The sequence below is a fragment of the Salegentibacter mishustinae genome (genome assembly GCF_002900095.1).
In the GTDB taxonomy this organism is placed as follows: Bacteria; Bacteroidota; Bacteroidia; order Flavobacteriales; family Flavobacteriaceae; genus Salegentibacter; species Salegentibacter mishustinae.
In genome coordinates this window covers 2,688,874-2,715,826 of record NZ_LLKN01000002.1, presented here as the reverse complement: position 1 = coordinate 2,715,826, position 26,953 = coordinate 2,688,874, and the positions used below count along the sequence as shown (strand labels likewise).

Below are 26,953 nucleotides of genomic sequence, written 5' to 3'. Positions count from 1 at the left end.
AGATAGCCAAATGAAATTCATCAATACTATTAAAAATATTTGGAAGATCGAGGAACTAAAAAATAGAATTTTAGTTACCCTCGGTCTATTGTTGGTCTATCGTTTTGGAGCGCAAGTTGTGCTTCCCGGAATAGATGCCTCGCAATTAACTAATCTTGCTAGTCAAACCGATGGTGGCCTTTTAGGTCTCCTAAATGCATTTACAGGAGGAGCATTTTCTAATGCTTCTGTTTTTGCGTTGGGAATTATGCCATATATCTCGGCTTCGATTGTGGTGCAGCTTATGGGTATTGCGATACCTTACCTGCAAAAACTTCAAAAAGAAGGAGAGAGCGGTAGACGTAAGATCAATCAAATCACTCGTTGGTTAACAATTGCAATTACCCTGGTGCAGGGACCTGGTTATATCTATAACCTTTTTGCTACACTTCCGCAGCAAGCCTTTTTATTAGGTGATACTGTGACATTTGTGGCTTCTGCTGTGGTAATCCTTACTACAGGAACCATTTTTGCAATGTGGCTGGGTGAAAAGATAACCGATAAAGGTATTGGTAATGGTATTTCGCTATTAATTATGGTTGGTATTATTGCTACCTTACCGCAGGCATTTATTCAGGAATTTGCTTCCAGAGTATTTGAATCTAATGGAGGCCTTATTATGATTCTTATTGAATTGGTAATTTGGTTCGCTATTATTCTTGCTTCGGTAATGTTGGTTATGGCCGTGCGTCAAATCCCGGTGCAATATGCCAGAAGAACCGCCTCTGGAGGTTACGAGAAAAACGTATTTGGATCTAGACAGTACATTCCACTTAAGCTTAATGCTTCAGGTGTAATGCCAATTATATTTGCTCAAGCTATTATGTTTATCCCGGCTGCTGTGGCAGGATTATCAGATTCTGATGCTGCACAAGGGGTTACCGCGGCTTTTAGCGATATATTCGGATTTTGGTATAATGTAGTATTTGCACTTTTAATTATTGTGTTTACCTACTTCTATACCGCGATTACTGTGCCTACCAATAAAATGGCTGATGATCTAAAACGTAGTGGAGGATTTATTCCAGGCATTCGTCCCGGAACTGAAACCGCTGAGTTTTTAGATAGAATTATGTCTCAAATTACCTTGCCAGGATCTATTTTCCTTGCACTTATTGCTGTGTTCCCAGCGATTGTGGTGCAACTCTTAGGTGTGCAACAAGGATGGGCATTGTTTTTTGGAGGAACCTCGCTTTTAATTATGGTTGGAGTTGCAATAGATACTATGCAACAAGTAAACTCTTACTTGCTGAATAGACATTACGACGGATTAATGAAAACAGGTAAAAACAGAAAAGCAGTAGCTTAATTATGGCAAAACAACCGGCAATAGAACAAGACGGAACAATTATAGAAGCATTATCTAATGCGATGTTTCGTGTAGAATTGGAAAATGGTCACGTTGTGACAGCTCACATCTCTGGGAAAATGCGTATGCACTACATTAAATTGTTACCTGGAGATAAAGTAAAACTGGAAATGAGCCCTTACGATCTAAGTAAGGCTCGTATAACATACAGATACTAAAAGTAATTTGAGCTATTTGTAAAATTTTCAGTACTTTTGCAACCTGAAAAATTTATGAATGCTGAAATCCTGATTTTGAGCATATTTCAAGATCAGTGAATTGTAAAAAACTAAAGAGATGAAAGTTAGAGCATCAGTAAAGAAAAGAAGTGCCGACTGTAAGATAGTTCGCAGAAAAGGGCGCCTTTACGTAATTAACAAAAAGAATCCTAGATTTAAACAAAGACAAGGCTAATTATGGCAAGAATTGCAGGGGTAGATATACCTAAACAAAAGCGAGGAGTTATAGCATTGACCTATATCTTCGGAATTGGTAAAAGCAGGGCTCAAAAGATCCTTAGCCAGGCCAAAGTAGATGAAAGCAAAAAAGTTTCAGATTGGGACGATGAAGAAATTGGTCGTATTCGTGAAGCTGTTGGTGAATTTACAATCGAAGGAGAATTACGTACAGAAGTTCAAATGAGTATTAAGCGTCTAATGGATATTGGATGCTATAGAGGTATTCGTCACAGAAGTGGTTTGCCACTTAGAGGGCAGAGAACCAAAAATAACTCAAGAACCAGAAAAGGTAGAAGAAAAACAGTTGCTAACAAGAAGAAAGCGACTAAATAGTAATTAATATGGCAAAGAAGACAGTTCAAAAAAAGCGTAAAGTAACCGTTGAGTCCGTAGGGCAAGCGCACGTTACGGCTTCTTTCAATAACATTATTGTTTCCCTTACTAATAAAAAGGGTGACGTTATTGCTTGGTCATCTGCAGGAAAAATGGGTTTTAGAGGTTCTAAAAAGAATACTCCTTATGCTGCCCAGTTAGCTGCAGAAGACGCGTCTAAAGTAGCTCACGAAGCTGGTTTGCGCAAAGTTAAGGTTTACGTTAAAGGGCCGGGGAATGGTAGAGAATCTGCTATTCGTTCGCTTCATAACAACGGGATTGAAGTAACTGAAATTATTGATGTTACTCCATTACCACACAACGGATGTCGTCCTCCTAAGAGACGTAGAGTTTAATAATAAGTATAAATAAATAAGAGAGGAGTTAAGATTATCGAAGGACAGAGACCTTAATTCATAATCCCTTTCTTCTAAATTCAAAGTTAATGGCAAGATATACTGGTCCAAAGACTAAAATAGCCCGAAAGTTCGGAGAAGCTATTTTTGGAGACGATAAGTCTTTCGAAAAAAGAAATTATCCTCCGGGACAACACGGTAACAACCGTCGTCGCGGTAAAAAATCTGAATATGCTATCCAGCTAATGGAAAAGCAAAAAGCAAAGTATACTTACGGTATCCTTGAGCGTCAGTTTAGTAATATGTTTAAAAAAGCTACTAGAGCGCAGGGAATTACTGGTGAGGTTTTACTTCAACTTTGTGAATCACGTCTTGATAACGTAGTATTTAGAATGGGTATTGCCCCTTCTAGAAGAGCAGCAAGACAATTTGTATCTCACAGACACATTACGGTAAACGGAGAGTTGGTAAACATACCTTCTTACCAATTGAAAGCGGGTGATGTTGTAGGTGTTCGTGAAAAATCAAAATCTTTACAGGCTATCCAGGATTCACTAGCTAATTCTAGCAGTGTATACGAATGGATTACCTGGAATAACGAAACAAAACAAGGTACTTTTGTTTCAGTACCCGGACGTATTCAGATTCCGGAAAACATAAATGAACAATTCATCGTCGAATTATATTCGAAATAATAATTCACAGAAGTCGTAATATGGCAATACTAAATTTTCAGAAGCCCGATAAAGTTATAATGATTGATTCAACCGATTTCGAAGGGAAATTTGAATTTCGCCCTTTGGAACCTGGGTATGGATTAACCGTTGGTAACGCTTTAAGAAGAGTGCTTTTATCTTCATTAGAAGGTTATGCAATCACTTCTATTCGTATAGAAGGCGTAGATCACGAATTCTCCGCTATTCCTGGAGTCGTTGAAGACGTAACAGAAATTATCCTGAACCTTAAACAAGTAAGGTTCAAAAGGCAAATTGATGAAATAGATAACGAAGCCGTTACCATTTCTATATCTGGAGAAGAACAAATTACTGCCGGTCACTTTCAAAAATTCATTTCAGGCTTTCAAGTCCTAAATCCAGATCAGGTGATCTGTACTGCAGACAAGAAAGTAAACCTGAATATGGAAATGACCATAGAAAAAGGTAGAGGTTATGTTCCGGCCGAAGAAAACAAAAAAGCCAACGCACCTCTTGGAACTATATTTACCGATTCTATTTATACACCAATAAAGAACGTAAAATATAGCATTGAAAACTATCGTGTAGAGCAGAAGACCGATTATGAAAAATTGGTTTTTGAAATCGTAAGCGATGGCTCTATTCATCCAAAAGATGCACTTACTGAAGCTGCAAAAACACTTATTCACCACTTTATGTTATTCTCTGACGAGCGTATCACGCTTGAGGCAGATGAAATAGCACAAACTGAAACTTATGATGAAGAATCTCTTCATATGAGACAGTTGCTTAAAACTAAGTTGGTAGATATGGATCTTTCAGTAAGAGCTTTAAATTGCTTAAAAGCGGCTGAAGTTGATACTTTAGGAGACCTTGTTTCTTACAATAAAAACGACTTGATGAAGTTTAGAAACTTCGGAAAGAAATCTTTGACAGAGCTTGAAGAATTGGTAAGTAACAAAGGGCTTAACTTTGGTATGGACCTTTCAAAATACAAATTAGATAAGGACTAATATATAAGTAGTTTTCCATAAAAGCCGGCAAAAGATCGCGCTTTGGGAGAATGAATTAAGAACAAAACAATGAGACACGGAAAGAAAATAAACCATTTAGGTAGAAAGACCGCTCACAGGAAGTCTATGCTAGCCAATATGGCTTGCTCTCTAATAGAGCACAAGAGAATCAACACCACCGTAGCTAAAGCAAAAGCTTTAAAAGTTTTTGTAGAGCCTTTGGTAACTAAGTCTAAGGAAGATACTACTCACAATCGTAGATTGGTATTCAGTAAACTTCGTCAAAAAGAAGCTGTAGCCGAATTGTTTCGTGAGGTAGCTCCTAAAGTTGGTGACCGCCCGGGTGGATACACAAGGGTAATTAAGTTAGGTAACCGTCTTGGAGATAATGCCGATATGGCCCTTATCGAGTTAGTTGATTATAACGAAACTTATAACCTTAGCAAGCCAGAGAAGAAGAAATCTACTCGTAGAGCGGGTAAAAAGAAATCTACTGAGGCTACTGCTCCAAAAGCAGAAGGAAAAACAGAAGAGAAATCTTCAGAAAATAAAGAGGATAAAAAAGAGGAATAGAAATGAATCTTTTAATAATCTAATTTTAAAAAAGGATAAACTCTCTGGGTTTATCCTTTTTTTATATATTCTAATGAAATAATCATTTCCGCGAAGGCGGAAATCAAAAAGTTCACTTCCTTTTTAACGGACAACATTCAACACAACAAACACATCTAGGATTATTACTATGAAATATCAAACTCGAAAAAAAGCGATTATCTTACTGGAAGATGGTACTATCTTTCACGGTAAGGCAGTAGGAGACAAAGACGGTAAAGCCGTTGGAGAAGTTTGTTTTAATACCGGGATGACCGGTTACCAGGAGATCTTTACAGATCCATCTTATTTTGGTCAGCTTATGGTAACTACCAATGCACATATTGGTAATTATGGAACATTAGCCGAAGAAAGCGAAGCCGATAAAGCTAAGATTTCTGGGCTTATCTGTAAGAATTTTAGTTACACTCATTCGCGTCCCGCTGCCGATTCTTCTCTTCAGGAGTTTTTAGATGATAGTAACTTATTTGCTATTTCTGATGTAGATACTCGTGCTTTAGTAACATACATTAGAGAAAATGGAGCGATGAACGCTATTATCTCAACCGATGTTGATAATATAGAAGGGCTTAAAAAAGAACTTGCCGAAGTGCCAGATATGAACGGTTTAGAACTTGCTTCTAAAGTTTCAACTAATGAGCCATATTACTTCGGAAACGAAAATGCCACTTATAAAATAGCTGCACTAGATGTTGGCATTAAGAAGAATATTCTTCGCAATTTTGAAAAGCGCGATGTGTATGTAAAGGTTTTTCCATACAATGCAACTTATGAGGAAATGAGTGAATGGAATCCAGATGGCTATTTTCTTTCAAATGGCCCGGGAGATCCACAACCTTTGGAAAGTGCCATAAATCTTACTAAAGCAATTTTAGAAAAAGATCATCCGCTATTTGGAATTTGTTTGGGTCACCAAATTATAGCAATTGCTAATGGTATAAAAACCTATAAAATGCATCACGGTCATCGCGGAATAAATCATCCTGTGAAGAATTTAATCACTGGTAAAGGCGAGATTACTTCCCAAAATCACGGGTTCTCAGTAGATAAAGCCGAAACAGAGGCGAACAGCGAAGTGGAGATTACTCATATTTGCTTGAATGATGATACAGTTGGAGGGATCGCGATGAAAAATAAAAACTGTTTTTCAGTTCAGTACCACCCTGAAGCAAGCCCTGGTCCACACGATGCCAGTTATTTGTTTGATGACTTTATGGATAGAATAAAAAGAGCTAAAGCTTAAATTATTTTACAATAATTAATCCAAAAGCCCAAAATTTAAAGATTTTGGGCTTTTCTTTTCTTAAAACTGATTTTATTATAAATTGCCGCATCAATCATCAAAAATCATCAATGGAGAAACTATTAAATTTTACCTTCTATCTGTTTTCATATTTTTCCAATTACGCTGATTAGATTTGATGACTTCTTTCAAACTAATTTTTATCATTTTTTTATTTCTCTTTGTTGCTAAGGTTCATGCACAAAAACATCCTATTTTCTATGCGGGTTTTGAAGGCTACAGGAATACCGATTTTGAAGATAATAGCTTCGGGAAATTTTCAGTAGGATCTCAAATCTATCAAATTAAGTTTTTTGCTCCCGAAATTGGTTTCGATTATGGGGGAGGCACGCTCCCAGAAAGAACTGTTTTTGGTGAAGATTTTACCATTCAAGATCCAAGAAAGGGGCTTTTGAGGCAACGGTTTAAATTTTCAGTATTCACCTTAAACCCGAAACTTAAATTTGGTGAAGAAGATGCTTATATCACCTTTTCCCCAAAATATCATATAGGCAGATTAATGGGAGAAGCGGCTTATCTAGTGTATAGTGGTGATAATAATCGCTACATAGGTGTGAAGGAAAGTGAGGAAGCTAAAATCAAAACTTCTTTTTGGAGTTTTGCTATTGGCTTTGAAGGTATTCAGATTTCTCCCAGGTATTGGTTTGCTCTTTCCATTCACTATACATTGGTAGATGCCAACGAGGTTTGGTATACCATGGAGTATTCGACAGAGGATGCCTTTATGCAATCAGCTTCAACTCCTACAATTGGTCTTGGCTTAAGATTTTACTACAATCCATTCGCTTCCAAAAACGATTAAAATAATTAGATTTTCCGTGGTAGTTATTTCTAAAATATTCTGCGGAATTTTAGAAATGCGTAATTAGTTTGCTTTTCGGCAAATTCGTAACAAATAAAACCTTTTCCTGAGATTCCTTTAAAGACTTTCCTTTAGAAAACCATTTCGTGTTTCCATAATGTTATAAATGCTTTAAAACTACCTGTTTCGCTCGCTATTTTGGGCTTCAATTTGTATCTTGCATTTAAATCAATTAACTAATTAAAGAACATTATGAGTGTAATAATAAATATTCACGCCCGTCAGATTTTCGACTCAAGAGGAAATCCAACCGTAGAAGTAGATGTTTTAACCGAAAATGGAATTTTAGGGAGAGCAGCAGTGCCTTCTGGAGCTTCTACCGGTGAGCACGAAGCTGTAGAACTTCGTGATGGTGGCGATGATTATATGGGGAAAGGCGTTACTAAAGCTGTTGAGAATGTAAATGATGTAATTGCTGAAGAATTATTAGGTTATTCTGTTTTTGAACAGAACCTTATAGACAAGGCAATGATAGAGATAGATGGTACCCCAAATAAAGCTAAGCTGGGAGCGAATGCTATTTTAGGTGTTTCTCTTGCTGTGGCTAAAGCTGCTGCAAACGAACTTGGCTTGCCATTGTATCGTTATATAGGCGGAGTAAGCGCTAATACGCTTCCGGTACCAATGATGAATATCATTAACGGAGGTTCGCATAGTGATGCGCCAATCGCATTTCAGGAGTTTATGATTATGCCGGTAAAAGCTGAGAGCTTTTCTCACGCATTAAAAATGGGAACTGAGATCTTCCATCATCTTAAAAAAGTACTACACGAGCGTGGTCTAAGTACTGCTGTTGGTGATGAAGGTGGATTTGCTCCAACTTTAGACGGAACCGAAGATGCTTTAGATACTATTCTTAAGGCTATAAAAAATGCAGGTTATAAAGGAGGCGACGAAGTGATGATCGCTCTGGATTGTGCTGCAGCCGAATTCTATGAGAATGGAAAATATGATTATAAGAAATTTGAAGGTGAAGGCGGAAAAATAAGATCTAGCGAAGAACAAGCTGAATATCTTGCAGAACTTTCTTCTAAATACCCTATCATCTCTATTGAAGATGGAATGGACGAAAACGACTGGGATGGTTGGAAAGCTTTAACCGATAAGATTGGAGATAAAGTTCAATTGGTTGGGGATGATCTTTTCGTAACTAACGTTGAAAGACTTTCTAGAGGAATTGAAGAAGGAATTGCTAACTCTATTCTTATTAAAGTGAACCAAATTGGTACACTTACTGAAACTATTGCTGCAGTAAATATGGCGCATAATGCCGGCTTTACTTCAGTGATGTCTCACCGTTCTGGAGAGACTGAGGATAATACTATTGCCGATCTTGCTGTAGCCTTGAATACAGGTCAGATAAAAACCGGTTCAGCTTCAAGAAGTGATCGTATGGCAAAATACAATCAGTTAATTAGAATTGAAGAAGAATTAGGTGAAGTTGCTTATTTTCCGAAGCGCAAAGCCTTTAAAATCTAATTATTGATTTTAGCTAAAAACAGAGTCCCTTTTGATATTTTTTCAAAAGGGATTTTTTTTGGAGACAATTCAGCAAAAAAGCCCTCGAAATCGACGGTTTGAATGAAAATCTTATCAACGCTTAACGGAAAATTAACAGTAGATTTCTTAAATTAGCAACTCTCGAAAATAAGTTGAATCAAAGTATATAAAATTAAGATATGTCAAAAGCGACGATTGAAATAAATGGGAAAAAATACGAATTTCCCATTGTAGAAGGTACAGAAAATGAACAGGGAATAGATATAAAGAAACTGCGTGCTGAAGCAGGCGTTATTACCCTGGATCGTGGATATAAAAATACAGGTAGTTGTGAGAGCGCTATTACTTTTCTTAATGGAGAAGAAGGCGTGCTTCGTTACCGAGGATATTCTATTGAGTCTTTAGCAGAAAAGGCTGATTTTCTTGAAGTAGCTTACTTGCTTATTTTTGGAGAATTGCCAACTAAGACCCAATTAGATAAATTTTATGCTGATATTAAAGAAGAGTCTGCCGTAGATGAGGAGATGAAGAAGATCCTTGACGGTTTTCCAAAGTCTGCTCACCCAATGGGCGTGCTTTCTTCTTTAACCAGTGCGCTTATAGCTTTTAACCCATCTTCAGTAAATGTAGAGTCTGAAGAAGATATGTATAAAGCTATAGTGAAGATTCTTGGTAAATTCCCGGTTCTTGCAGCCTGGACTCTTAGAAAGAAAAATAGTCTTCCGTTGAACTATGGAGACGATACACTTGGTTATGTAGAGAATCTTCATAAAATGATGTTCGAAAAACCGGGAAAAAGCTACAGCGTAGATAAAGCGGTTATAGAAGCATTAGATAAGTTATTAATTCTTCACGCAGATCACGAACAAAACTGTTCTACTTCAACAGTAAGAATGGTAGGTTCTTCTCACGCAGGATTATTTGCTTCAATCTCGGCCGGAATTTCTGCACTTTGGGGACCACTTCACGGTGGCGCTAATCAGGCAGTAATAGAAATGCTGGAGAGAATTAAAGAAGATGGTGGTGATACTAAGAAATTTATGGCTAAAGCCAAAGATAAAGACGATCCGTTCCGTCTAATGGGCTTTGGACACCGTGTTTATAAAAACTTTGATCCACGAGCTAAGATCATCAAGAAATCTGCCGATGAAGTTCTTGGGCAACTTGGTGTAGACGATCCTGTATTGGAGATCGCAAAAGGTCTTGAGAAAGAAGCTTTAGAAGATCAATACTTCGTAGATAGAAAATTATATCCAAACGTAGATTTCTATTCAGGAATTATTTATCGCGCATTGGGTATTCCGGTAGAAATGTTTACCGTAATGTTTGCTCTTGGTAGGCTTCCGGGATGGATTGCCCAGTGGAGAGAAATGAGATTGATGAAAGAGCCAATTGGGCGTCCACGTCAAATTTACACCGGTACAAACCTTCGTGAATTTAAAGAAGTTGATAAGAGATAGGAAACTATCTCACATAATAATAAATCTGGAAAAAGCTTCATCATCGTATGAAGCTTTTTCTATATTTGGTGAAAATTTTACTTGTGAAATTGAATATAAAAAATGAAACTTCACGCCTTAAGGCGGTAGTTTTAGGTACAGCAGAAAGCAATGGGCCCGAGCCTTCTTTGGAAGAGGCTTATGATCCAAAATCAGCCGAATTTATCAAAATGGGATCTTATCCTAAAGAAAAAGATATGGTTGCTGAAATGGATGCCGTAGCCAAAGTGCTGGAAAAATATGATGTACAGGTTTTTCGACCAAAGATCATAAAAGATTATAACCAGATTTTTACCCGCGATATCGCTTTTGTAATCGATGATAAATTCATTAAATCTAATATTCTACCAGATCGCGAACAGGAAATTGAAGCTATTAGTCATGTAATTCAGCAAATAGATCCTTCAAAAGTCTTGCAGTTACCGGAAGAGGCACATATAGAAGGTGGAGATGTAATGCCGTTTGGGGATTATATTTTGGTAGGGACTTATCGCGGCGCCGATTATAAAGACTATATCACAGCGCGTACCAACGTACAGGCGGTAGAAGCCTTGCAGGAATTATTTCCGAATAAAAAAGTGGTTTCTTTCAATTTAAGAAAGTCGAATACCGAGCCTCGTGATAATGCTTTGCATTTAGATTGTTGTTTTCAGCCTGTTGGAAAAGGCAAAGCAATTATTCATAGAAACGGATTTCTGGAAGAAGAAGAATATACCTGGTTGGTGAATCTTTTCGGAAAAGAAAATGTTTTTGAAATTACTCGTGATGAGATGTATTATATGAATTCCAATATTTTCTCTATCGCTGAAGATGTAGTGATTTCAGAAAAGAATTTTACAAGATTAAATGCCTGGTTAAGGGAACAGGGCATTACTGTGGAAGAAGTGCCTTACGCTGAAATTTCTAAACAGGAAGGGCTTTTGCGTTGTTCAACCTTACCGTTAATTAGAGAATAGAATTATGAGACAGATTACAGATACAATTTTGATGGTGCGCCCGGTGGCGTTTAGAACGAACGAGCAAACTGCGGTGAATAACTATTTTCAAAAAGACCTTACCGCCGATAATGTAAATGAACGCGCCCAGGCAGAATTTGATGAATTTGCCTCAAAGCTTAAAAAAGTTGGGGTAAACGTTATTGTGGTAAATGATAAATTGGAAGATGATTCCCCAGATTCTATTTTTCCTAATAACTGGGTTTCCTTTCACGAAAATGGAGATATAGGTCTATATCCAATGTTTGCTGAAAACCGCAGAAAAGAAAGGCGATTAGAATATTTTGCCAGGCTTGAAGAAGAAGGTTTTAAAATAAAGAATATTGTAGATTATACAGAAGCTGAAGAACACGATCTATTCCTGGAAGGGACCGGAAGCTTATTGCTGGATAGGGTAAACCGTAAAGCTTACTGTGCGCTATCACCTCGTGCAGATGAAGACCTTCTAATTGAATTTTGCGAAGATTTTGAATTTACACCTGTAATTTTTAACGCTAATCAAAGTGTTGGCGGTAAAAGGAAAGCTATATATCATACCAATGTTATGATGTGCCTGGCAGAAAACTTTGCGGTGATTTGTCTGGATACCATAGATAATGCTAAAGAGCGTAAAAATGTATTGAAACATCTAAAGGAAGATGGGAAAGAAGTGATCACCATCACTGAAGAGCAAATGCATGAATTTGCCGGGAATATGCTACAGGTACAGGGAAAGGATAATAAGTTTCTGGTAATGAGTGATCGTGCTCACGGGAGTTTAAATAAGGATCAAATTGCTAAAATTGAAAAGCATTGTGAAATCTTAAGCAGTGACCTCCACGTAATAGAAACTTGTGGCGGCGGTAGCGCCCGCTGTATGATGGCCGAAGTTTTCTTACCAAAAGCTTAGTTTTCGTCAAGTAAATAAAGTTCCTCCCCTTTTTCTTGCATCCGACGATCGACGAAAGGAGCGAGAGGAATGCAGAGGTGGCCGCAGGCCGAAGGGGTTTTGGTTTAAATTCAATACTTCTTATACAGATCTCTTAGAAACAAAATTATAATTGCGGCGGTAAAAAAAGCAAAGGGAAGGGAGCTAATTATCAAAAACTTCTGCATCGCAGTAAGTACATTGCTATCTGGTTTTATGCTTCCCAGAATTATTATCGCTTCGGAAAAAATAAGGATTAAAATTGCCCAGATCAACCTGAATTTTTTCCTGGGATGTTCCTTTCCTTTATCACTAAACATACTTAATACATAAATTGCAGAATCTACCGAAGTCACCAAAAAACTAATTAGTAGAATTATGGTGACAATATTGGTGAAATTTGCAAACGGAAAACCTTCAAAAAAACGAAACAGGGAGGTGAAAACATTATCAAATTCGCCGGTGTAGCTCTCCATATTTCCTATGAGATCAAACGAAGCCGAGCCAAATACGCTAAACCAAAAGAAACTGCCCAGCGATGGAATGATCAGTACTCCCAGAATCATTTCTCTGATACTTCTACCTTTGGAGATCCTGGCGATAAAAATTCCGGTGAATGGTGCCCAGGCTAACCAAAATGCCCAGTAATAATAAGTCCAATCTGTTAGAAATTCTTTTCCTGGATTGTATTTTCCGAGTGCTAAACTAAGCGGAACAAAATCTATAATATAGCTATAAAGGGATTCGAAAAAACGAGAAAAAACATTCAGAATGTCTATCTGGAAAAACACAAAGAACATTAGAATCACTGTGATATAAATATTCCAATTAGAGATGCGTTTTATCCCCTTGGTTATCCCGGCAAATGCCGAAATAAATGCTACTAAACAGATTATAAATACTAATAAGACTATAAGCCAAAGTGTTCCGGCAGGTGTGGAAGTAAGGTGACTAATGCCGCCTTCAATTTGAGTGGTCCCCAAACCAATTGCTGCGACCAACCCAAAAACAGTAGTAAGAATAGTGAGCAAATTTACTCCCTCGGGTAGATATTTTATTTTTTTTAATTGAGGTAAACTGGTTCCCAGAAGAATGTCAGATTTTCTAACAAATAGAGAGTAAGCAATAAGTAATGCGAAAATCCCGTAAAATGCCCAGGCTGTAAAACCCCATTGGTAAAAGGTATATTCCAGGGCAATGACTTCAGAAGTGGAACTGGTTTCTATTGGCGAATTTAAATACATAAAAACCGGTTCTTGTACGGCTCTTAGTAAAATCCCTGAACCCATTCCGGCGCTATAAAGCATCGCAATCCAGGAAAGTCGGTCGAATTCTGGTGGAGAGTTTCCCAGCTTTATTCTTCCTAACCTTGAAAAAGCGATAAAGATTAGGAAAAAAACGCATAGTAACCCAAGCCATAGGTAAAAGCCTCCAAAATGCTCACGTACCCAAACAGATCCAATTTCTATGAGTTCGTAGAAAAAATCGGTAAAGAAAAAGATAAAAAGGGCGAGAAAAAATAGAATTCCCGATGCAATATAAAGCAATGGATTTTTAAGAAAAGCTCGGAAAAATTGCGTCAAAATTTATTGCTAATCAGTTTATATTAAGTGGTTTTTCAAATTTAAAGAATTCAGAAATTCCTAAGCTATTTGTTTTGTGGGTTCGCCTTTTGCAATTTTATTTAGCATTCCTTCAAAGATAAAGTAATGAAAAGGATACATAGCATACCAGTAAAGTCGGCCCCATATGCCTTTGGGTCTAAACGTAGCGGTTTGATGCAAAACATTTTCTTTATCTATACAGAATTCTAACCAGGCTTCGCCTGGAACTTTCATTTCGGCAAAAAGTAATAGCCGCCTTTCTTCTTTATCGGCTAAAAGAACACGCCAGAAATCTAAAGAATCTCCAGAAGCTATTTTGTTGGGGTGGGTTCTACCTCGTCGCAATCCTACACCACCAAAAAACTTGTCTATATATCCACGAAATTTCCATAACCAATTTCCATAATACCAACCGTTTAAACCGCCAATAGCCCAGATGCGTTCCAGCACTTCGTCTGGATTTTCTACTTTAACAGATTGCTTATCCAAAAGGCAACCATATTTGGGAACCTGTATATATTTGTTCAATTCTTTATTAAAACGACCGCTGCTTAAAGAATCTTTCCAGCTGGAAATTACCTGGTTTTGTTCAATTTTATAAAAAGCAAGTTCTATGGCTTCGGTGTAAGATATAGGTTTAATGTTTAGGATATCCTGCAATCGGGTATCGTTGGTAATTACTTCAACACTCATACTATCCACGAGATTTTGCGCAAGTTTGTAAGACGTTGAGGTTACAAAATAAAGCCAATAAGAGGAGAGTTTGGGAGACATTACCGGTACACTCAAGATCCATAACTTTAGATTTCGAACCTGGGCATATTTCAGCATCATTTCCTTATAAGTAAGTACATCTGGGCCCCCAACATCAAAAGATTGATTGTAACATTCTTCTTTTCCAATCACACCGGTTAGAAATTTGATTATATCACGAATAGAAATAGGCTGACATTTGGTTTCCACCCATTTTGGAGTGATCATTACCGGTAACTTTTCACAGAGATCTCTAATGATTTCAAAGGACGAACTCCCCGAGCCAACAATGATTGCTGCCCTTAGTACGGTGACTTTAAAATTACCGCTATATAGAATTTCCTCTACTTTTTTTCTCGATTTAAGGTGTTTAGAAAGTTCCTCAGTATTAATAATTCCGCTTAAATAAATTACCTGGTTTACCGAAGTATCGGCCATTATCTTATTGAAATTCCTCGCGGCTTCTGCTTCCTGGGTGTCAAAATCTTTGGTGTTTCCACTCATAGAATGAATGAGGTAATAGGCTACATCAATATTCTTTATTTTTTCAGGAGCGTTTTTATCTTTAAGGAAATCAAGTTCTACAATCTCTACTTTTTCAAGCAGTTCTTCATTAGAAGTAAATCGGTTTTTATTTCGAACAGCGCAAACCACCTCGTGTCCCTGTGCTAAAAGTTCGGGTAGCAATCGCATTCCTATATAACCGTTGGCACCTGTAAGAAGAATTCTCATAGAAAGATTTTAAGCTTAAAATACCAATAAAATTAGTACTTTTCGCCCGGATTAGTAAAACTTTATAAAATGAATAACGTACTTAAAATAGTGCTTCTGGTAATTGGAGTTGGGATGATTGGGTATGGGTTATACCGACTAATTACTCCAGAGTTTGCACTGGATGCCGGCCCGCTACAAATTGAAGCTCACGGCGATAATACACAGTCTTACGCGATGATTGGTTTTGGTGTCTTAGCACTAATTGGCGGACTTGCTTTTGGGAAGCGTTAATCCTATTTGAAAACATTGCTCAACACAATTATTATAGAAGAGCTTATATATTCAATCCCAATGGCGATCACAATAAAACCTATAATACGGGAAATGGCGTTTATTCCTGAGGCGCCCAGCATTTTTACGATATAATGAGAACTTCTTAATACGAGAAATGTCGCCAGGCAAACGCCTAGAATAGCTATAATGGTAATGATTTTTTCGGAAATTATGGAGTAGTCTTCATACATTCCTATAAGCAGTGAGATCGAGCCCGGGCCTGCCAGCATTGGGATGGCTAGTGGAGTAAGGGAGACACTATCTCTCTGAAAAGCATCATTCTTTACTCTTTCTTTTTCCATTCCCTTATGTTTAGAGAAGGAACCGGTGAGTAGGGCAAATCCCGAAGTCACGATAATGAGTCCGCCGGCAATTCTTAGCGATTCAATGCTTATTCCGAAGAAATGTAGGATGAATCTTCCTGTAAAAAACGAGATTAGAAGAATCACAAAAATGTTTACTGCTGTTAACAACGAAGTCCTGGAGCGTTCTGAAGCAGAATACTCTTGTGTTAATCCTACAAAAATTGGCACCGTTCCTAAAGGATTTATTACCGAAAACAACGCCGCAAATACGTAAATAAATAATTCCATTAATTTTTTTGGCAAAATTGCAGCAGAAGTGCCAATTAAAAATTAAGGAGAGATTAATCTTAGATTATCAAGAATAGCTAAACCGGGAAACGCTTGTAAACTTATAGTTAAAGATCCTGGATTTGGGTAGGCGCATTATCTGATTTATAATCTAAAATCTTTTTAAAATATTTATGTATCGCGGGCGTATTGGCCTTTACCTTAATTTTAGAATGATCTTTATAAATAGAATACTCTTCAGTTTTGCCTTTATAAAGATGAAGTTTATAATATGGAATAACCAGGGCGTAGGTTTCCAGTAAAGACCTGAACATTACTATAATTCCATTGGGCCGCATTTCAACATTACAGGTATTGGCATTATTATCCAGCACTAACAGGTTGTGAATATCAATGCTGGTATCGGTAATATGTAATTTTGGAGATCCTGTCCCGTTTAATTTCATTCGCGCAAGTAGAGTAAAAGGCTTGCCGACTTCCTTATCAATTTTCTCTTTGGTTTTGCTTCGGTTATAGGAGATATTTAATAACATAGCTTTTTGTTTAAAGATAAGTAAATTACTTTGAGATAAGTTTACAAAGCACTAACAAAAAGCAATCTACAATTTGAGATAAGTCTTATCGAATTAAATCTTGATTATCGAGTAAATTATAGGCAAAAGCCTATTTTCTGTTATCTTTGCAGGGCTTTAAACAATAAATAAAAGTAAGAAATGAAACTCCAAAGTACCCTCGCTACCCACGTAAAAGATGCTGTTAAAAAGATCTATGATGTTGAAATTGATCATTTAGAATTTCAGCCTACACGTAAGGATTTTGAAGGAGATATCACTTTGGTTACTTTCCCAATGCTAAAAGCGCTTAAAACCAATCCCGTAAAACTGGGTGAGGAAATTGGAAATTATTTAACTGAAAATGTTGCAGAAGTTTCCGGGTTTAACGTGGTAAAAGGCTTTTTGAATATTGTTTTAAGCGATGCTTATTTTCTGAATTTTTTCAGTGAAATGAAAGACAGAAAGGATTTTGGAATACTTCCCGCTGCAGAAGATGCTAAAGGGATTATGGTTGAATATTCTTCGCCAAATACCAATAAACCCTTACACTTAGGGCATATTAGGAATATTCTTTTAGGCTTTTCTGTTGCTGAAATTTTAAGCGCAGCCGGAAATAAAGCCTATAAAACCCAGATCATTAACGATCGTGGAATTCATATTTGTAAATCTATGTTGGCCTGGGAGCGCTTCGGAAATGGTGAAACTCCAGAATCTGCGGGCATAAAAGGAGATAAATTGGTTGGGAATTACTACGTAAAATTTGACCAGGAATATAAAAAGGAAATTTCCGAATTAATGGAAACAAAAGGGATTTCCGAAGAAGCCGCAAAAGCTGAAGCGCCAATTTTAGTGGAAGCCAAGCAAATGCTACTAAAATGGGAAGCCGGTGACCCGGAAGTGGTTGCGCTTTGGGAAAAAATGAACCAATGGGTATACGATGGTTTTGCAAAAACCTATGATGCCTTAGGTGTAGATTTCGATAAAAATTATTACGAAAGTGATACTTATCTTTTAGGTAAGGATGTAGTGAACCAGGGACTCGAAAAAGGTGTTTTTTATAAAAAAGAAGATGGGAGTGTTTGGATAGACCTAACCGATGAAGGCCTGGATGAAAAAATCGTGCTGCGAAGCGATGGTACTGCTGTCTATATGACGCAGGATATTGGAACCGCTATCCAACGGGTAAAGGATTTTGATATTAGCGGGATGGTTTATACCGTAGGTAACGAACAGGATTATCACTTTAAAGTTTTATTTTTAATTCTGAAAAAACTCGGATTTGATTGGGCAGATTACCTGTATCATTTAAGTTATGGAATGGTAGATTTACCTAGCGGAAAAATGAAAAGTAGGGAAGGGACCGTTGTAGATGCCGATGATCTTATTGCTGAAATGACCGAAACTGCACGAAATATTTCTGAAGAATTAGGAAAATTAGACGGTTATACCGAAGTTGAAAAGGAGGAGCTCTACCGAATTATTGGTTTAGGCGCGTTAAAATATTATATTTTAAAAGTAGATCCTAAAAAACGCATCTTATTTAATCCGGAAGAATCTGTAGATTTTCAGGGGAATACCGGTCCGTTTATTCAATATACTTACGCCAGAATTCAATCTATAATCAGGAAAGCCGATTTCGATTTTAAGAAACCGGTGGAAGATGGTTATAAATTTCACGAAAAGGAACGTTCGTTAATCAAGCAACTTCAGCTATATCCAGAAACAATTCAGTTGGCGGCAGAAAATCATAGTCCGGCATTAATTGCTAATTACACCTACGAACTGGTAAAAGAATTCAATTCATTTTATCAAAATGTAACCATCCTTGGTACTGAGGATGTGACCGAAAAAACCTTAAGAGTGCAATTGGCCAACAGTGTAGGGAATGTGATAAAATCTTCTTTTAGTTTACTGGGAATCCAGGTGCCTGAAAGAATGTAGAATGCCCTTTGCCCAGGATTCGAGAATAAAGGCTGATGATTTAAAAAAAAAAGGAAAACAGATAAGCGAAAACTGAGAATTGAAATAAAAGTTTTCACTTCAGGCTCAAATCATTAAATTTGCAATTCGTTGAAAAAGCGAATGTATAAAGCTTATTGAAATAGGAGGAGTTTTATGTCTCCTACAAGGTTTGTAAAACCATTTAGGTATTACTGATTTCAAACCTACGAGTGGTAAAAATCCCGGTAGGAAAATAATATTAAGTTTAAAATATAGAGGCTTGCCTCAGCTAAATTATACTCTTTTCCAATTGTTTGGAAGAGATAAAACCACAGGAAAATTATGTTTGATAGTTTAAGTGATAAGTTAGATAATGCCTTACACGTTTTAAAAGGCCACGGGCAAATTACCGAGGTAAACGTTGCCGAAACTTTAAAAGAAGTGAGACGTGCTTTGGTGGATGCCGATGTGAACTATAAAATAGCCAAAGACTTTACCAATGTTGTGAAGAAAAAGGCTTTGGGACAGGACGTTTTAACCGCCCTGAAGCCGGGCCAGATGATGGTGAAATTGGTGAAAGACGAACTAACCCAGTTAATGGGTGGGGAAGCCGAAGGAATTAATCTTTCAGGAGATCCTTCTGTTATTCTTATGTCTGGATTACAGGGTAGTGGTAAAACAACTTTTTCCGGAAAACTTGCTAATTTTCTAAAAACTAAAAAGACCAAAAAACCACTTTTGGTTGCGTGTGATGTGTATCGTCCTGCGGCTATCAACCAGTTGCACGTAGTTGGTGAGCAGGTTGGTGTTGAGGTGTTTTCAGATGAAGGCAACCAGGATCCTGTAGCTATTTCTAAAGCCGCAATTGCATATGCTAAGCAAAATGGTCATAATGTAGTTATTATAGATACCGCTGGTCGTTTAGCTGTGGATGAAGCGATGATGACCGAGATATCGAATATTCACGAAGCAATCCAACCACACGAGACTTTATTCGTGGTAGATTCTATGACGGGTCAGGATGCAGTGAATACAGCAAAAACCTTTAATGAAAGATTAAATTTTGACGGGGTAATCCTTACAAAATTAGATGGTGATACACGTGGTGGTGCAGCGATATCAATTAAATCTGTAGTTAATAAGCCTATTAAGTTTATTGGTACCGGTGAGAAAATGGACGCACTGGATGTGTTCTATCCAGAACGTATGGCCGATAGAATTCTTGGAATGGGAGATGTTGTGTCTCTTGTAGAACGTGCCCAGGAACAATACGATGAAGAAGAAGCAAGAAAGCTTCAGAAGAAAATTGCTAAAAACCAGTTTGGTTTTGATGATTTCCTGAAGCAATTGCAGCAAATTAAGAAAATGGGGTCTATGAAAGACCTTATGGGAATGATTCCGGGAGCCGGAAAAATGCTGAAAGATGTAGATATTGATGATGATGCCTTTAAAGGAATTGAAGCAATAATCCACTCGATGACCCCTGAAGAACGAAGCAATCCAAAGGTTATAAATTCAAGCCGTAAGAAACGAATTAGTAAAGGTTCGGGAACATCGGTACAGGAAGTTAACCAGTTGTTGAAGCAATTCAACCAAATGGGGAAAATGATGAAGATGATGCAAGGTGGCGGCGGCCAGAAGATGATGCAGATGATGAAGGGAATGAAGTAAGTTGGCAGTGTTTCAGTCGGCAGTTAACAGTAAAATGAGTTTTAAAACCTTATACGCATATCAGAAAGCTTTTGATCTTGCTATGGAAGTTTTTAAACTTTCAAAGACTTTTCCTGTTGAAGAAAGATTTGCTTTAAGCAATCAAATTATTCGATCTTCAAGAAGTGTTTGTTCTGCCATCGCTGAGGCTTATCGAAAAAGGGAATACCCTAAATATTTTACGAATAAACTCACAGATGCTGATTCTGAGAATGCTGAAACTCAATTATGGCTTGACTTTGCAGAAGCCTGTGAATATTTGCCGGCAGAACGTAAGATAATTTTACAATCTCAAAGTGAAGAGGTTGGGAAATTGATAAATTATATGAAAAATAACCCTGGTAAATTTGGAGTCAAAATCTGACTGCTATCTGCCAACTAAAGTACTGCTAACTGAGATGATCATTTTAGACGGAAAAAAAACCAGCAACGATATTAAAAACGAGATTGCTGCTGAGGTTGAAAAGATTAAAAAAAGAGGAGAAAAAGTACCTCACTTAGCTGCAATTATTGTTGGGAACGACGGTGCGAGCTTAACTTATGTAAACGCAAAAGTAAAATCCTGTAAGCGCGTTGGTTTTGAATCTTCTCTTTATAGATTGCCAAATACGGTAAGTGAATTGGAGCTTCTTGATAAAATTGAAGAGCTAAATCAGAATGACGATATAGACGGATTTATTGTTCAGTTGCCATTACCCCCACAAATCGATACTCAAAAAGTATTAAATGCTGTAGATCCCGATAAAGATGTAGACGGTTTTCATCCTACCAATTTTGGGAAAATGGCGTTAGATATGACGTCTTTTATTCCCGCTACTCCCTTTGGGATTTTAGAGTTATTGGAGCGTTATGATATCCCGACCAAAGGAAAACATACCGTTGTGATTGGCAGAAGTTATATTGTAGGAAGACCAATGAGTATCTTGATGGGAAGAAGTGGTTTCCCCGGAAACTCAACCGTAACTTTAACGCACGAATTCACTAAAAATATTACACAAATAACTTCCCAGGCAGATATCATCATTATCGCAGTTGGAATTCCAGATTTTCTGAAAGCGGAAATGATCAAGGATGACGCCGTTATTATTGACGTTGGAATTACCAGAGTGCCTAATGATGAAGCTGAAAAAGGCTATGTGATTAAAGGTGATGTAGACTTTGATAATGTTAGCAAACGTGCTTCATATATTACGCCTGTTCCAGGTGGGGTAGGACCAATGACGGTTTCTATGTTGCTTAAAAATACATTGTTGGCTACAGAACGGCATAAAAAGAGAGCGAAGGAAAGAATTAAGGCTAACCAATAACTTTTAAAAGGTTAGCTAATAAAAAAATCCTATCAATCTAAATATTACTTTTAGGTTGATAGGATTTTTTATTTTAAAGTAGGTAGTGGAATTATTCTTCTTCCAGCTTCCAATCCAGATATTTATGAAGATCTGTTTCAATAAATCTTAAGGTAATAGTCAAAATTGCAAAATCATCTACATAGCCCAATCCCGGAATAAAATCTGGCATTAGATCTAAGGGGTTTAGAACATACAAAAGAGCAAAAGCTATAGATGCAATGGTAAACCATGGTACACTACTGTAAACACCTTTTCTATAATCCTGGAGCATCCCGAACATTAATTTTCCAAGTTCGGTATATTTTCTAAGTGCGCTTGCATTTACAATCTTATCCTCTATGGTGTCCTGATTTTTTGCCGCAATTTCTACGTCTCCATCTTTTACTTTGGCAACACCTTTTTTTAGGTATTCCTCATCAATCTCTTTCTTCTTTTTACTTAACATATTCATAATTCTTCATTTTGTTGATTAGTAGTTATTTTTAAAGTCGGTCGTGGGCATTACCATATTCCTTTTTATAAATCTTCAGAATTAATAAAAATAGAGATATGAGTAAAGGCCCAAAAATTAATCCTATAAAACCAAAAAGCTGTACGCCAACAATTACCCCAAATAGAGTAATAAGCGGGTGTACCGCGGCCAGTCTATCTAAAATATAGAGCCTAATTAAATTATCTGTAGATCCAACAACCACGAAACCATAGATTAACATGGCTATAGCTTGCCAATTATCGCCCTGGGCTATCAAAAGTATTACCACTGGAATAATACCAATGGCAGTGCCTATAAACGGGATCATAGAACCTATAGCGGTTATTACAAACCAAAAGAAGGGGTCTGGCACGCCTAAGATCAAATATCCAATAAGCGCTATAATTCCCTGGAAAATTGCTACAAGAGGAATTCCCAATGCGTTAGATCTTACCAGTTGGTCACTTTCCTTTCCTATTATTTTTAAATTTTCATTGCCTAAAGGAATATATGAAATGAGTGAAGATTTCATAGAATCCCGTTTTACCAGCATATAATACAGCATAAAATACATAATCCCGATAGCGATAAATGCATTAAATGTGCCGCCCGCCAGACTTTGTAAATTCCCAGACATCCAGTTGGTGATAGATGAAGTCTCTATAGAATCGCTTAAACTGTAACCTATATAAGTTTCGGCTTCGGTTAATTGTTCTTTTACAGCTCTAATTACCCGTTCTGAATTAGCAACTGCTTTACTCACTTTAGAGGATAGCATAATAACAATTAATGTAATGGGTACCAGGATTCCAACAAAAGAGCCTGCCATTAAAAGTGCTGCCGCTACCGGTGGTTTCCAGCCTCTGTCCAGCAATTTTTTCATCCAATTACGCAAAAGAACATATAAAGTAATCGCTCCCAAAACCCCGGAGAGGTAAGGGATAATTTCTTTAAAAATTAAAACCGTTAAAAATAGGATGAGCATTAGCACGAAAATTTGCCGTACCAGTGCCGGTTTTAATCTATTCATATTTTAGTAGTTGGTTGGTTATTTTGCAAATAGTTGTTCTTTATTTTTAAAGGCTTTGAATTCCAAGGCATTCCCGCAGGGATCTTTAAAGAACATGGTAGCTTGCTCGCCAACCTGTCCTTCAAAACGAATATACGGTTCAATTTCAAATTCAATATTTTTTGATCTCAGCAAATTGGCAAATTCCTGAAACACATCCCATTCCAGGACTACCCCAAAATGTGGTACAGGAACATCTTTGCCATCTACCGGATTGCTATGCGCTCTTTCTGTTTCTTCTGCTGGCTTATAATGAATAACCAATTGGTGACCAAAAAAATTAAAATCTACCCAGTGATCACTGCTACGGCCTTCGCCGCAACCCAGAATTTCCTTATAAAATTGCCTTGCTTTTTGTAAATCTGAAACCGGTATGGCTAAATGAAATGGCTGTACCTTCATAAATCTTAACTTAGTTAGTCGAATATTCTACGCTATTAAAATTAACATGTAATCTTAACATGCCGGCAAGCCATTGCGCTAATAATGTGTTAAGATTTATTTCTACGGGAATCTGTAGCTCTTTTTGAAGATTTTTTACCTGAATTTTCTAATCTGGAAGCTTCTTCTGTTTTGCTGGATTCATCTACCATTTTGTTAATGGTGGCGAGCTCTTCTTGAGTAAGGTCACGATAGGTACCTACGGGAACATCCAGGCTTACGTTCATGATTCTAATGCGTTTAAGTGTGGTAACTTCATAACCTAGAAATTCACACATTCTTCGAATTTGTCGGTTTAATCCCTGGGTAAGCACGATTCTGAATTCGTTTCTCCCCAATTTCTCCACTTCACATTTTTTGGTGGTAGTTCCTAAAATGGGAACACCATTCCCCATTCTTCTTATAAAATCTGAAGTAATTGGTTTGTTCACCGAAACAATATATTCCTTCTCATGGTTGTTCCTGGCACGTAAGATCTTATTCACAATATCGCCATCGTTGGTAAGAAAAATAAGACCTTCACTGGGTTTATCGAGCCGGCCAATAGGAAAAATTCGTTTAGGGTAATTTATAAAATCAATAATGTTGTCTTTTTCTACCCTCGTATCTGTGGTGCAAACGATGCCTACCGGTTTATTAAAAGCCAGGTAAACATTGGGCTCTTTTTTTTCTGCTTCAGAAACCGCTTTTCCATCAACCTTTACCAGATCGCCGGGTGCAATCTTGGTTCCCATTTCAGGGACAGTTCCATTAATGGTCACGCGACCCTGGTCTATAAGTTTATCGGCGGCGCGGCGTGAGCAATAACCTATTTCACTTAAGTATTTATTTATTCGGGTAAGCTTCTGTTCAGACATAAAAAAGATTGTGCTACAAAGATACAAGAATTCAACACGAAACTAATTTTTTAAAAAATAATCAGGGTACAGGCAACCTTTTGTAACTTTCCTGCGTCTATGTAAATAGAAGGCCTTTTTAATAAAGAAATCGGGTGAAAGTAATTCAACTTTTTAAAAGCGAAACTCAACTAATAAAGCGTGCGGCTAAAAAAGATCGTAAGGCGCAGCGCGAATTGTATGAGTTGCATTCAGGGAAAATGCTTAGCGTCTGCCGGCAATATATTAAAGATATGCATCACGCCGAAGAAGTTATGCTAAACGGATTTTTAAAAGTTTTCACCCACCTTAAAGATTTTGAATCTAAAGGAAGTTTTGAAGGCTGGATACGTAAAATTATGGTGCGGGAATCAATTTCTTTTCTTCGGTCACAAAAGAAAATTGTGTTTAGCAATGAAGAAATCGCAGACCCTGGTTTTACTGCTGAAATGAATACGGAGCTTAATGTTGCGCATATTCAAAACCTCATAGACAATTTGCCGGAAGGCTATAGGATGGTTTTTGTTATGTATGCGGTAGAAGGATATAAACACGCCGAAATTGCGAAAATGCTGAAGATTACTGAAGGAACTTCAAAATCGCAATTATCTAAAGCGCGAAGAATGTTGCAGGAGCAATTAAAAACACAAAACACATCGGATTATGGAATTAAATAAATTCGAAGAAAGCGTAAGAGAAAAAATGGGGAAAAGGCAAATTAAGCCTTCTGCTCAAAGCTGGGAGAAGTTGGAGGCTAAATTAGATGCCAAAGAAAATAAAGCTTCCCAAAAGTCCTGGAAATATATTGCGGCGGCCGTTGCCGTTTTGCTAGTCGCTGGAACTTTTCTTTGGAACCCAAATACTTCAGAAAGTCCTCAAATTGTAGAGGAACCTGTAAATGAGATTATTGAAAAGCCGGAAATAAATAAACCTGAAAATGATGTACAAATCGTTTCGGAAGAAAATAATCGGGAAGAAAAAACTTCAGCTGAAAAGGAGATAAAAAATAAAGTTCTCAGTAAGTCTAAACCTTCAATATTAGCAGAAAAAGCTCCGGAAGTACCGGTTTTGGAAGAAGTTGAAATTGAAGAAGCCGTTGTGTTGGAAACAATTAGCCTGGAACCGCCGGTTTCTAAAGAAAAATTAATTCAATCTAAACTTGAAGAAATCATTGCTTCGGCCGCTAAGAACGACGAGATTTCTGAGGATGAAGTTGATATTTTACTGGCTGAAGCTGCATCAGAAATAAGTAGACAAAGAAACTTAAGCATATACGCTTCGGGCAATGAAATTAATGCTAATGCACTTTTAGCCGAAGTAGAAGACGAAATTTATCAATCGTTTAAAGCTAAAGTTTTCGAGGTGCTTAAGGAAGGTTACCTCAAAGCAAAAACGGCGGTTGCCAACAGGAATTATTAATAATCATCAAAAAATCCCCACAAGGGGTCATTCATCAAACTTTAAAATCAATTATCATGAAAACAATTATTTTTTACATCACCCTGTCGTTGTTAAGTGTAGGATTACAGGAAGTTAGTGCGCAGGAAGTTGCTTCGAAAGAAGTAGAGCTCACCTCAGAAGAAAAAGCCAGAGAATTTTTTGAAAAAGAGAAGGCAGAAATTGTTGCTAAGGAAAAAGAAAAACTCAAATACCAGGTAGAGCGCATAAATGGAGAACTGGAAAGAGGTGAGATCACGAGCGAAGAAGCCGAAAAGAGAAAAAAGGAATTGGCTGAAAAACACGCTAAAAACATTGAAAATAAAATAGCCATTTTGGAGAACGAAATGGAATTAAGAGATAGAAATGCCGATTCTTCTGGAAGCTATATTGCTATTGGGGGTAAAGGAAAAGCTCTTGATATTAATATAAACACCAAAAAATACGATAAACGTACCACAAGCGATTTGGTAGTTGCGGCAGGATTTAATAACGCCTTAGAAAAAGGCCAGTCCCTAAATAATTCAGATTTTAAACTGGCAGGAAGTCGCTTTTTTGAAATTGGGTGGGCCTGGAAAACACGGGTTTTTGAGAAAACCAACTGGCTGCGCGTTCGTTACGGACTTTCTTTTCAATTCAATGGCTTAAAGCCTACCAATAATCGCATTTTTGTAGAAGATGGAAATGAAACCTATCTCCAGGAATTTGCGTTAGATCTCGATAAATCTAAGTTTAGAATGGATAACCTGGTTGTACCAGTTCACTTTGAAATTGGACCATCTAAAAGAACAGAAACTGAAAGCCGTTTACATTTTTCAACCTATAAAATGTTAAAAATCGGATTTGGTGGTTATGCCGGTTTCAATATTGGAGAACGCCAAAAATTAAAGTACGAGGATGATGGAGATAAAGTGAAGGAAAAACTTAAAAACAATTATAATACCAACGATTTGGTTTACGGATTAAGTGCTTACCTGGGCTGGGGTGGCGCCACGCTCTACGGAAAATATGATCTAAACCCTATATTTCAGGATCCAAATAGAGAATTACACAACTTTTCTTTAGGACTTAGGTTCGATGTTGATTAGCCAATTTTAAATTGTAATTTTGTTTTCGTTGAAAACCTCACAGGTTACTAAAATCTGTGAG

Annotated in this window: 30 protein-coding genes; 22 read left to right on the top strand and 8 right to left on the bottom strand. The window is 37.3% G+C overall.

Translation table 11 applies throughout. The features are described 5' to 3' along the window. Positions 1–10: 10 nt before the first annotated feature. The 14 genes from secY (at position 11) to ctlX (ending at position 11,941) form a co-directional block, all read left to right on the top strand. A complete protein-coding gene (gene secY, locus APB85_RS15015; protein WP_057482221.1) occupies positions 11–1,348 on the top strand; it encodes a preprotein translocase subunit SecY in 1,338 nt (445 codons plus the stop codon). Between the two features lie 2 nt (positions 1,349–1,350). Continuing rightward, on the top strand, positions 1,351–1,566 hold the full coding sequence (gene infA, locus APB85_RS15010) for a translation initiation factor IF-1 (protein WP_013073244.1): 216 nt from the start codon (positions 1,351–1,353) through the stop codon (positions 1,564–1,566). A 118-nt stretch (positions 1,567–1,684) separates the two neighbouring features. Then, the gene (ykgO, locus tag APB85_RS15005) at positions 1,685–1,801 is read left to right on the top strand and encodes a type B 50S ribosomal protein L36 (protein WP_013305171.1); all 117 of its coding nucleotides are present in this window, start codon (positions 1,685–1,687) and stop codon (positions 1,799–1,801) included. 2 nt (positions 1,802–1,803) lie between these two features. Beyond that, complete coding sequence (gene rpsM / locus APB85_RS15000) at positions 1,804–2,178, top strand: 30S ribosomal protein S13 (protein ID WP_057482220.1); 375 nt, start codon at positions 1,804–1,806, stop codon at positions 2,176–2,178. Positions 2,179–2,186: 8 nt separating this feature from the next. Continuing rightward, complete coding sequence (gene rpsK, locus APB85_RS14995) at positions 2,187–2,573, top strand: 30S ribosomal protein S11 (protein WP_037319270.1); 387 nt, start codon at positions 2,187–2,189, stop codon at positions 2,571–2,573. An 89-nt stretch (positions 2,574–2,662) separates the two neighbouring features. Next, positions 2,663–3,268, top strand: coding sequence for a 30S ribosomal protein S4 (gene rpsD, locus APB85_RS14990; RefSeq protein ID WP_057482219.1), 606 nt, complete (start codon positions 2,663–2,665; stop codon positions 3,266–3,268). 20 nt (positions 3,269–3,288) lie between these two features. Continuing rightward, positions 3,289–4,281 carry a DNA-directed RNA polymerase subunit alpha gene (locus APB85_RS14985; RefSeq protein WP_057482218.1) on the top strand — a complete coding sequence of 331 codons (993 nt, stop codon included), beginning with the start codon at positions 3,289–3,291 and terminating at the stop codon, positions 4,279–4,281. Between the two features lie 69 nt (positions 4,282–4,350). Continuing rightward, positions 4,351–4,854 carry a 50S ribosomal protein L17 gene (gene rplQ, locus APB85_RS14980; protein ID WP_057482217.1) on the top strand — a complete coding sequence of 168 codons (504 nt, stop codon included), beginning with the start codon at positions 4,351–4,353 and terminating at the stop codon, positions 4,852–4,854. A 169-nt stretch (positions 4,855–5,023) separates the two neighbouring features. After that, on the top strand, positions 5,024–6,136 hold the full coding sequence (carA, locus tag APB85_RS14975) for a glutamine-hydrolyzing carbamoyl-phosphate synthase small subunit (protein ID WP_057482216.1): 1,113 nt from the start codon (positions 5,024–5,026) through the stop codon (positions 6,134–6,136). 178 nt (positions 6,137–6,314) lie between these two features. Continuing rightward, positions 6,315–6,998, top strand: a complete 684-nt coding sequence (locus tag APB85_RS14970) for a hypothetical protein (RefSeq protein WP_057482215.1) — start codon at positions 6,315–6,317, stop codon at positions 6,996–6,998. Between the two features lie 252 nt (positions 6,999–7,250). Further along, positions 7,251–8,537 carry a phosphopyruvate hydratase gene (gene eno, locus APB85_RS14965; protein ID WP_057482214.1) on the top strand — a complete coding sequence of 429 codons (1,287 nt, stop codon included), beginning with the start codon at positions 7,251–7,253 and terminating at the stop codon, positions 8,535–8,537. A 200-nt stretch (positions 8,538–8,737) separates the two neighbouring features. After that, positions 8,738–10,018: a citrate synthase gene (locus tag APB85_RS14960; RefSeq protein ID WP_057482213.1), complete on the top strand. Its 1,281-nt coding sequence runs from the start codon at positions 8,738–8,740 to the stop codon at positions 10,016–10,018. 47 nt (positions 10,019–10,065) lie between these two features. Continuing rightward, complete coding sequence (locus APB85_RS14955; protein WP_057482212.1) at positions 10,066–11,013, top strand: dimethylarginine dimethylaminohydrolase family protein; 948 nt, start codon at positions 10,066–10,068, stop codon at positions 11,011–11,013. A 4-nt stretch (positions 11,014–11,017) separates the two neighbouring features. Further along, positions 11,018–11,941, top strand: coding sequence for a citrulline utilization hydrolase CtlX (gene ctlX, locus APB85_RS14950; RefSeq protein WP_057482211.1), 924 nt, complete (start codon positions 11,018–11,020; stop codon positions 11,939–11,941). A 110-nt stretch (positions 11,942–12,051) separates the two neighbouring features. On the opposite strand, the gene APB85_RS14945 is transcribed toward ctlX, so the two are convergent. Beyond that, positions 12,052–13,542 (bottom strand): BCCT family transporter, encoded by a 1,491-nt coding sequence (locus tag APB85_RS14945; protein WP_083482210.1) that lies wholly within the window; start codon positions 13,540–13,542, stop codon positions 12,052–12,054. A gap of 60 nt (positions 13,543–13,602) precedes the next feature. Continuing rightward, positions 13,603–15,048 (bottom strand): SDR family oxidoreductase, encoded by a 1,446-nt coding sequence (locus APB85_RS14940; RefSeq protein ID WP_057482210.1) that lies wholly within the window; start codon positions 15,046–15,048, stop codon positions 13,603–13,605. 69 nt (positions 15,049–15,117) lie between these two features. On the opposite strand from APB85_RS14940, the gene APB85_RS14935 reads away from it, so the two are divergent. Further along, complete coding sequence (locus tag APB85_RS14935; RefSeq protein ID WP_057482209.1) at positions 15,118–15,321, top strand: hypothetical protein; 204 nt, start codon at positions 15,118–15,120, stop codon at positions 15,319–15,321. 2 nt (positions 15,322–15,323) lie between these two features. Here APB85_RS14935 and APB85_RS14930 read toward each other — a convergent pair whose 3' ends face one another. Then, on the bottom strand, positions 15,324–15,956 hold the full coding sequence (locus APB85_RS14930; protein ID WP_057482208.1) for a MarC family protein: 633 nt from the start codon (positions 15,954–15,956) through the stop codon (positions 15,324–15,326). A gap of 107 nt (positions 15,957–16,063) precedes the next feature. After that, positions 16,064–16,489: a hypothetical protein gene (locus APB85_RS14925; RefSeq protein ID WP_057482207.1), complete on the bottom strand. Its 426-nt coding sequence runs from the start codon at positions 16,487–16,489 to the stop codon at positions 16,064–16,066. Positions 16,490–16,669: 180 nt separating this feature from the next. Here APB85_RS14925 and argS point away from each other — a divergent pair, with 180 nt between their 5' ends. The 4 genes from argS (at position 16,670) to APB85_RS14905 (ending at position 21,468) form a co-directional block, all read left to right on the top strand. Then, positions 16,670–18,451 (top strand): arginine--tRNA ligase, encoded by a 1,782-nt coding sequence (argS, locus tag APB85_RS14920; protein WP_057482206.1) that lies wholly within the window; start codon positions 16,670–16,672, stop codon positions 18,449–18,451. Between the two features lie 342 nt (positions 18,452–18,793). After that, positions 18,794–20,122 (top strand): signal recognition particle protein, encoded by a 1,329-nt coding sequence (ffh, locus tag APB85_RS14915; protein ID WP_057482205.1) that lies wholly within the window; start codon positions 18,794–18,796, stop codon positions 20,120–20,122. A 34-nt stretch (positions 20,123–20,156) separates the two neighbouring features. Then, positions 20,157–20,525 (top strand): four helix bundle protein, encoded by a 369-nt coding sequence (locus APB85_RS14910; protein WP_057482204.1) that lies wholly within the window; start codon positions 20,157–20,159, stop codon positions 20,523–20,525. Between the two features lie 34 nt (positions 20,526–20,559). Continuing rightward, positions 20,560–21,468, top strand: a complete 909-nt coding sequence (locus tag APB85_RS14905; RefSeq protein ID WP_057482203.1) for a bifunctional 5,10-methylenetetrahydrofolate dehydrogenase/5,10-methenyltetrahydrofolate cyclohydrolase — start codon at positions 20,560–20,562, stop codon at positions 21,466–21,468. A gap of 91 nt (positions 21,469–21,559) precedes the next feature. On the opposite strand, the gene APB85_RS14900 is transcribed toward APB85_RS14905, so the two are convergent. The 4 genes from APB85_RS14900 to rluF form a co-directional block, all read right to left on the bottom strand. Next, positions 21,560–21,961: a YkvA family protein gene (locus APB85_RS14900; protein ID WP_229792173.1), complete on the bottom strand. Its 402-nt coding sequence runs from the start codon at positions 21,959–21,961 to the stop codon at positions 21,560–21,562. Positions 21,962–21,992: 31 nt separating this feature from the next. Beyond that, on the bottom strand, positions 21,993–23,012 hold the full coding sequence (locus APB85_RS14895; RefSeq protein ID WP_057482202.1) for an AI-2E family transporter: 1,020 nt from the start codon (positions 23,010–23,012) through the stop codon (positions 21,993–21,995). Between the two features lie 18 nt (positions 23,013–23,030). Next, positions 23,031–23,453, bottom strand: a complete 423-nt coding sequence (locus APB85_RS14890; RefSeq protein ID WP_057482201.1) for a VOC family protein — start codon at positions 23,451–23,453, stop codon at positions 23,031–23,033. An 89-nt stretch (positions 23,454–23,542) separates the two neighbouring features. Then, positions 23,543–24,349 (bottom strand): 23S rRNA pseudouridine(2604) synthase RluF, encoded by an 807-nt coding sequence (gene rluF / locus APB85_RS14885; RefSeq protein ID WP_057482200.1) that lies wholly within the window; start codon positions 24,347–24,349, stop codon positions 23,543–23,545. Between the two features lie 134 nt (positions 24,350–24,483). Here rluF and APB85_RS14880 point away from each other — a divergent pair, with 134 nt between their 5' ends. Genes APB85_RS14880 through APB85_RS14870 form a run of 3 tightly spaced genes read left to right on the top strand, consistent with a single transcriptional unit; the run spans position 24,484 to position 26,892 of the window. Further along, positions 24,484–25,044 (top strand): RNA polymerase sigma factor, encoded by a 561-nt coding sequence (locus APB85_RS14880; RefSeq protein WP_057482199.1) that lies wholly within the window; start codon positions 24,484–24,486, stop codon positions 25,042–25,044. Beyond that, positions 25,031–25,786, top strand: coding sequence for a hypothetical protein (locus tag APB85_RS14875; RefSeq protein WP_057482198.1), 756 nt, complete (start codon positions 25,031–25,033; stop codon positions 25,784–25,786). Before APB85_RS14880 ends, APB85_RS14875 begins: the two co-directional genes overlap by 14 nt. 56 nt (positions 25,787–25,842) lie before the next feature. Continuing rightward, the gene (locus APB85_RS14870; RefSeq protein ID WP_057482197.1) at positions 25,843–26,892 is read left to right on the top strand and encodes a porin family protein; all 1,050 of its coding nucleotides are present in this window, start codon (positions 25,843–25,845) and stop codon (positions 26,890–26,892) included. Positions 26,893–26,953: the final 61 nt, after the last annotated feature.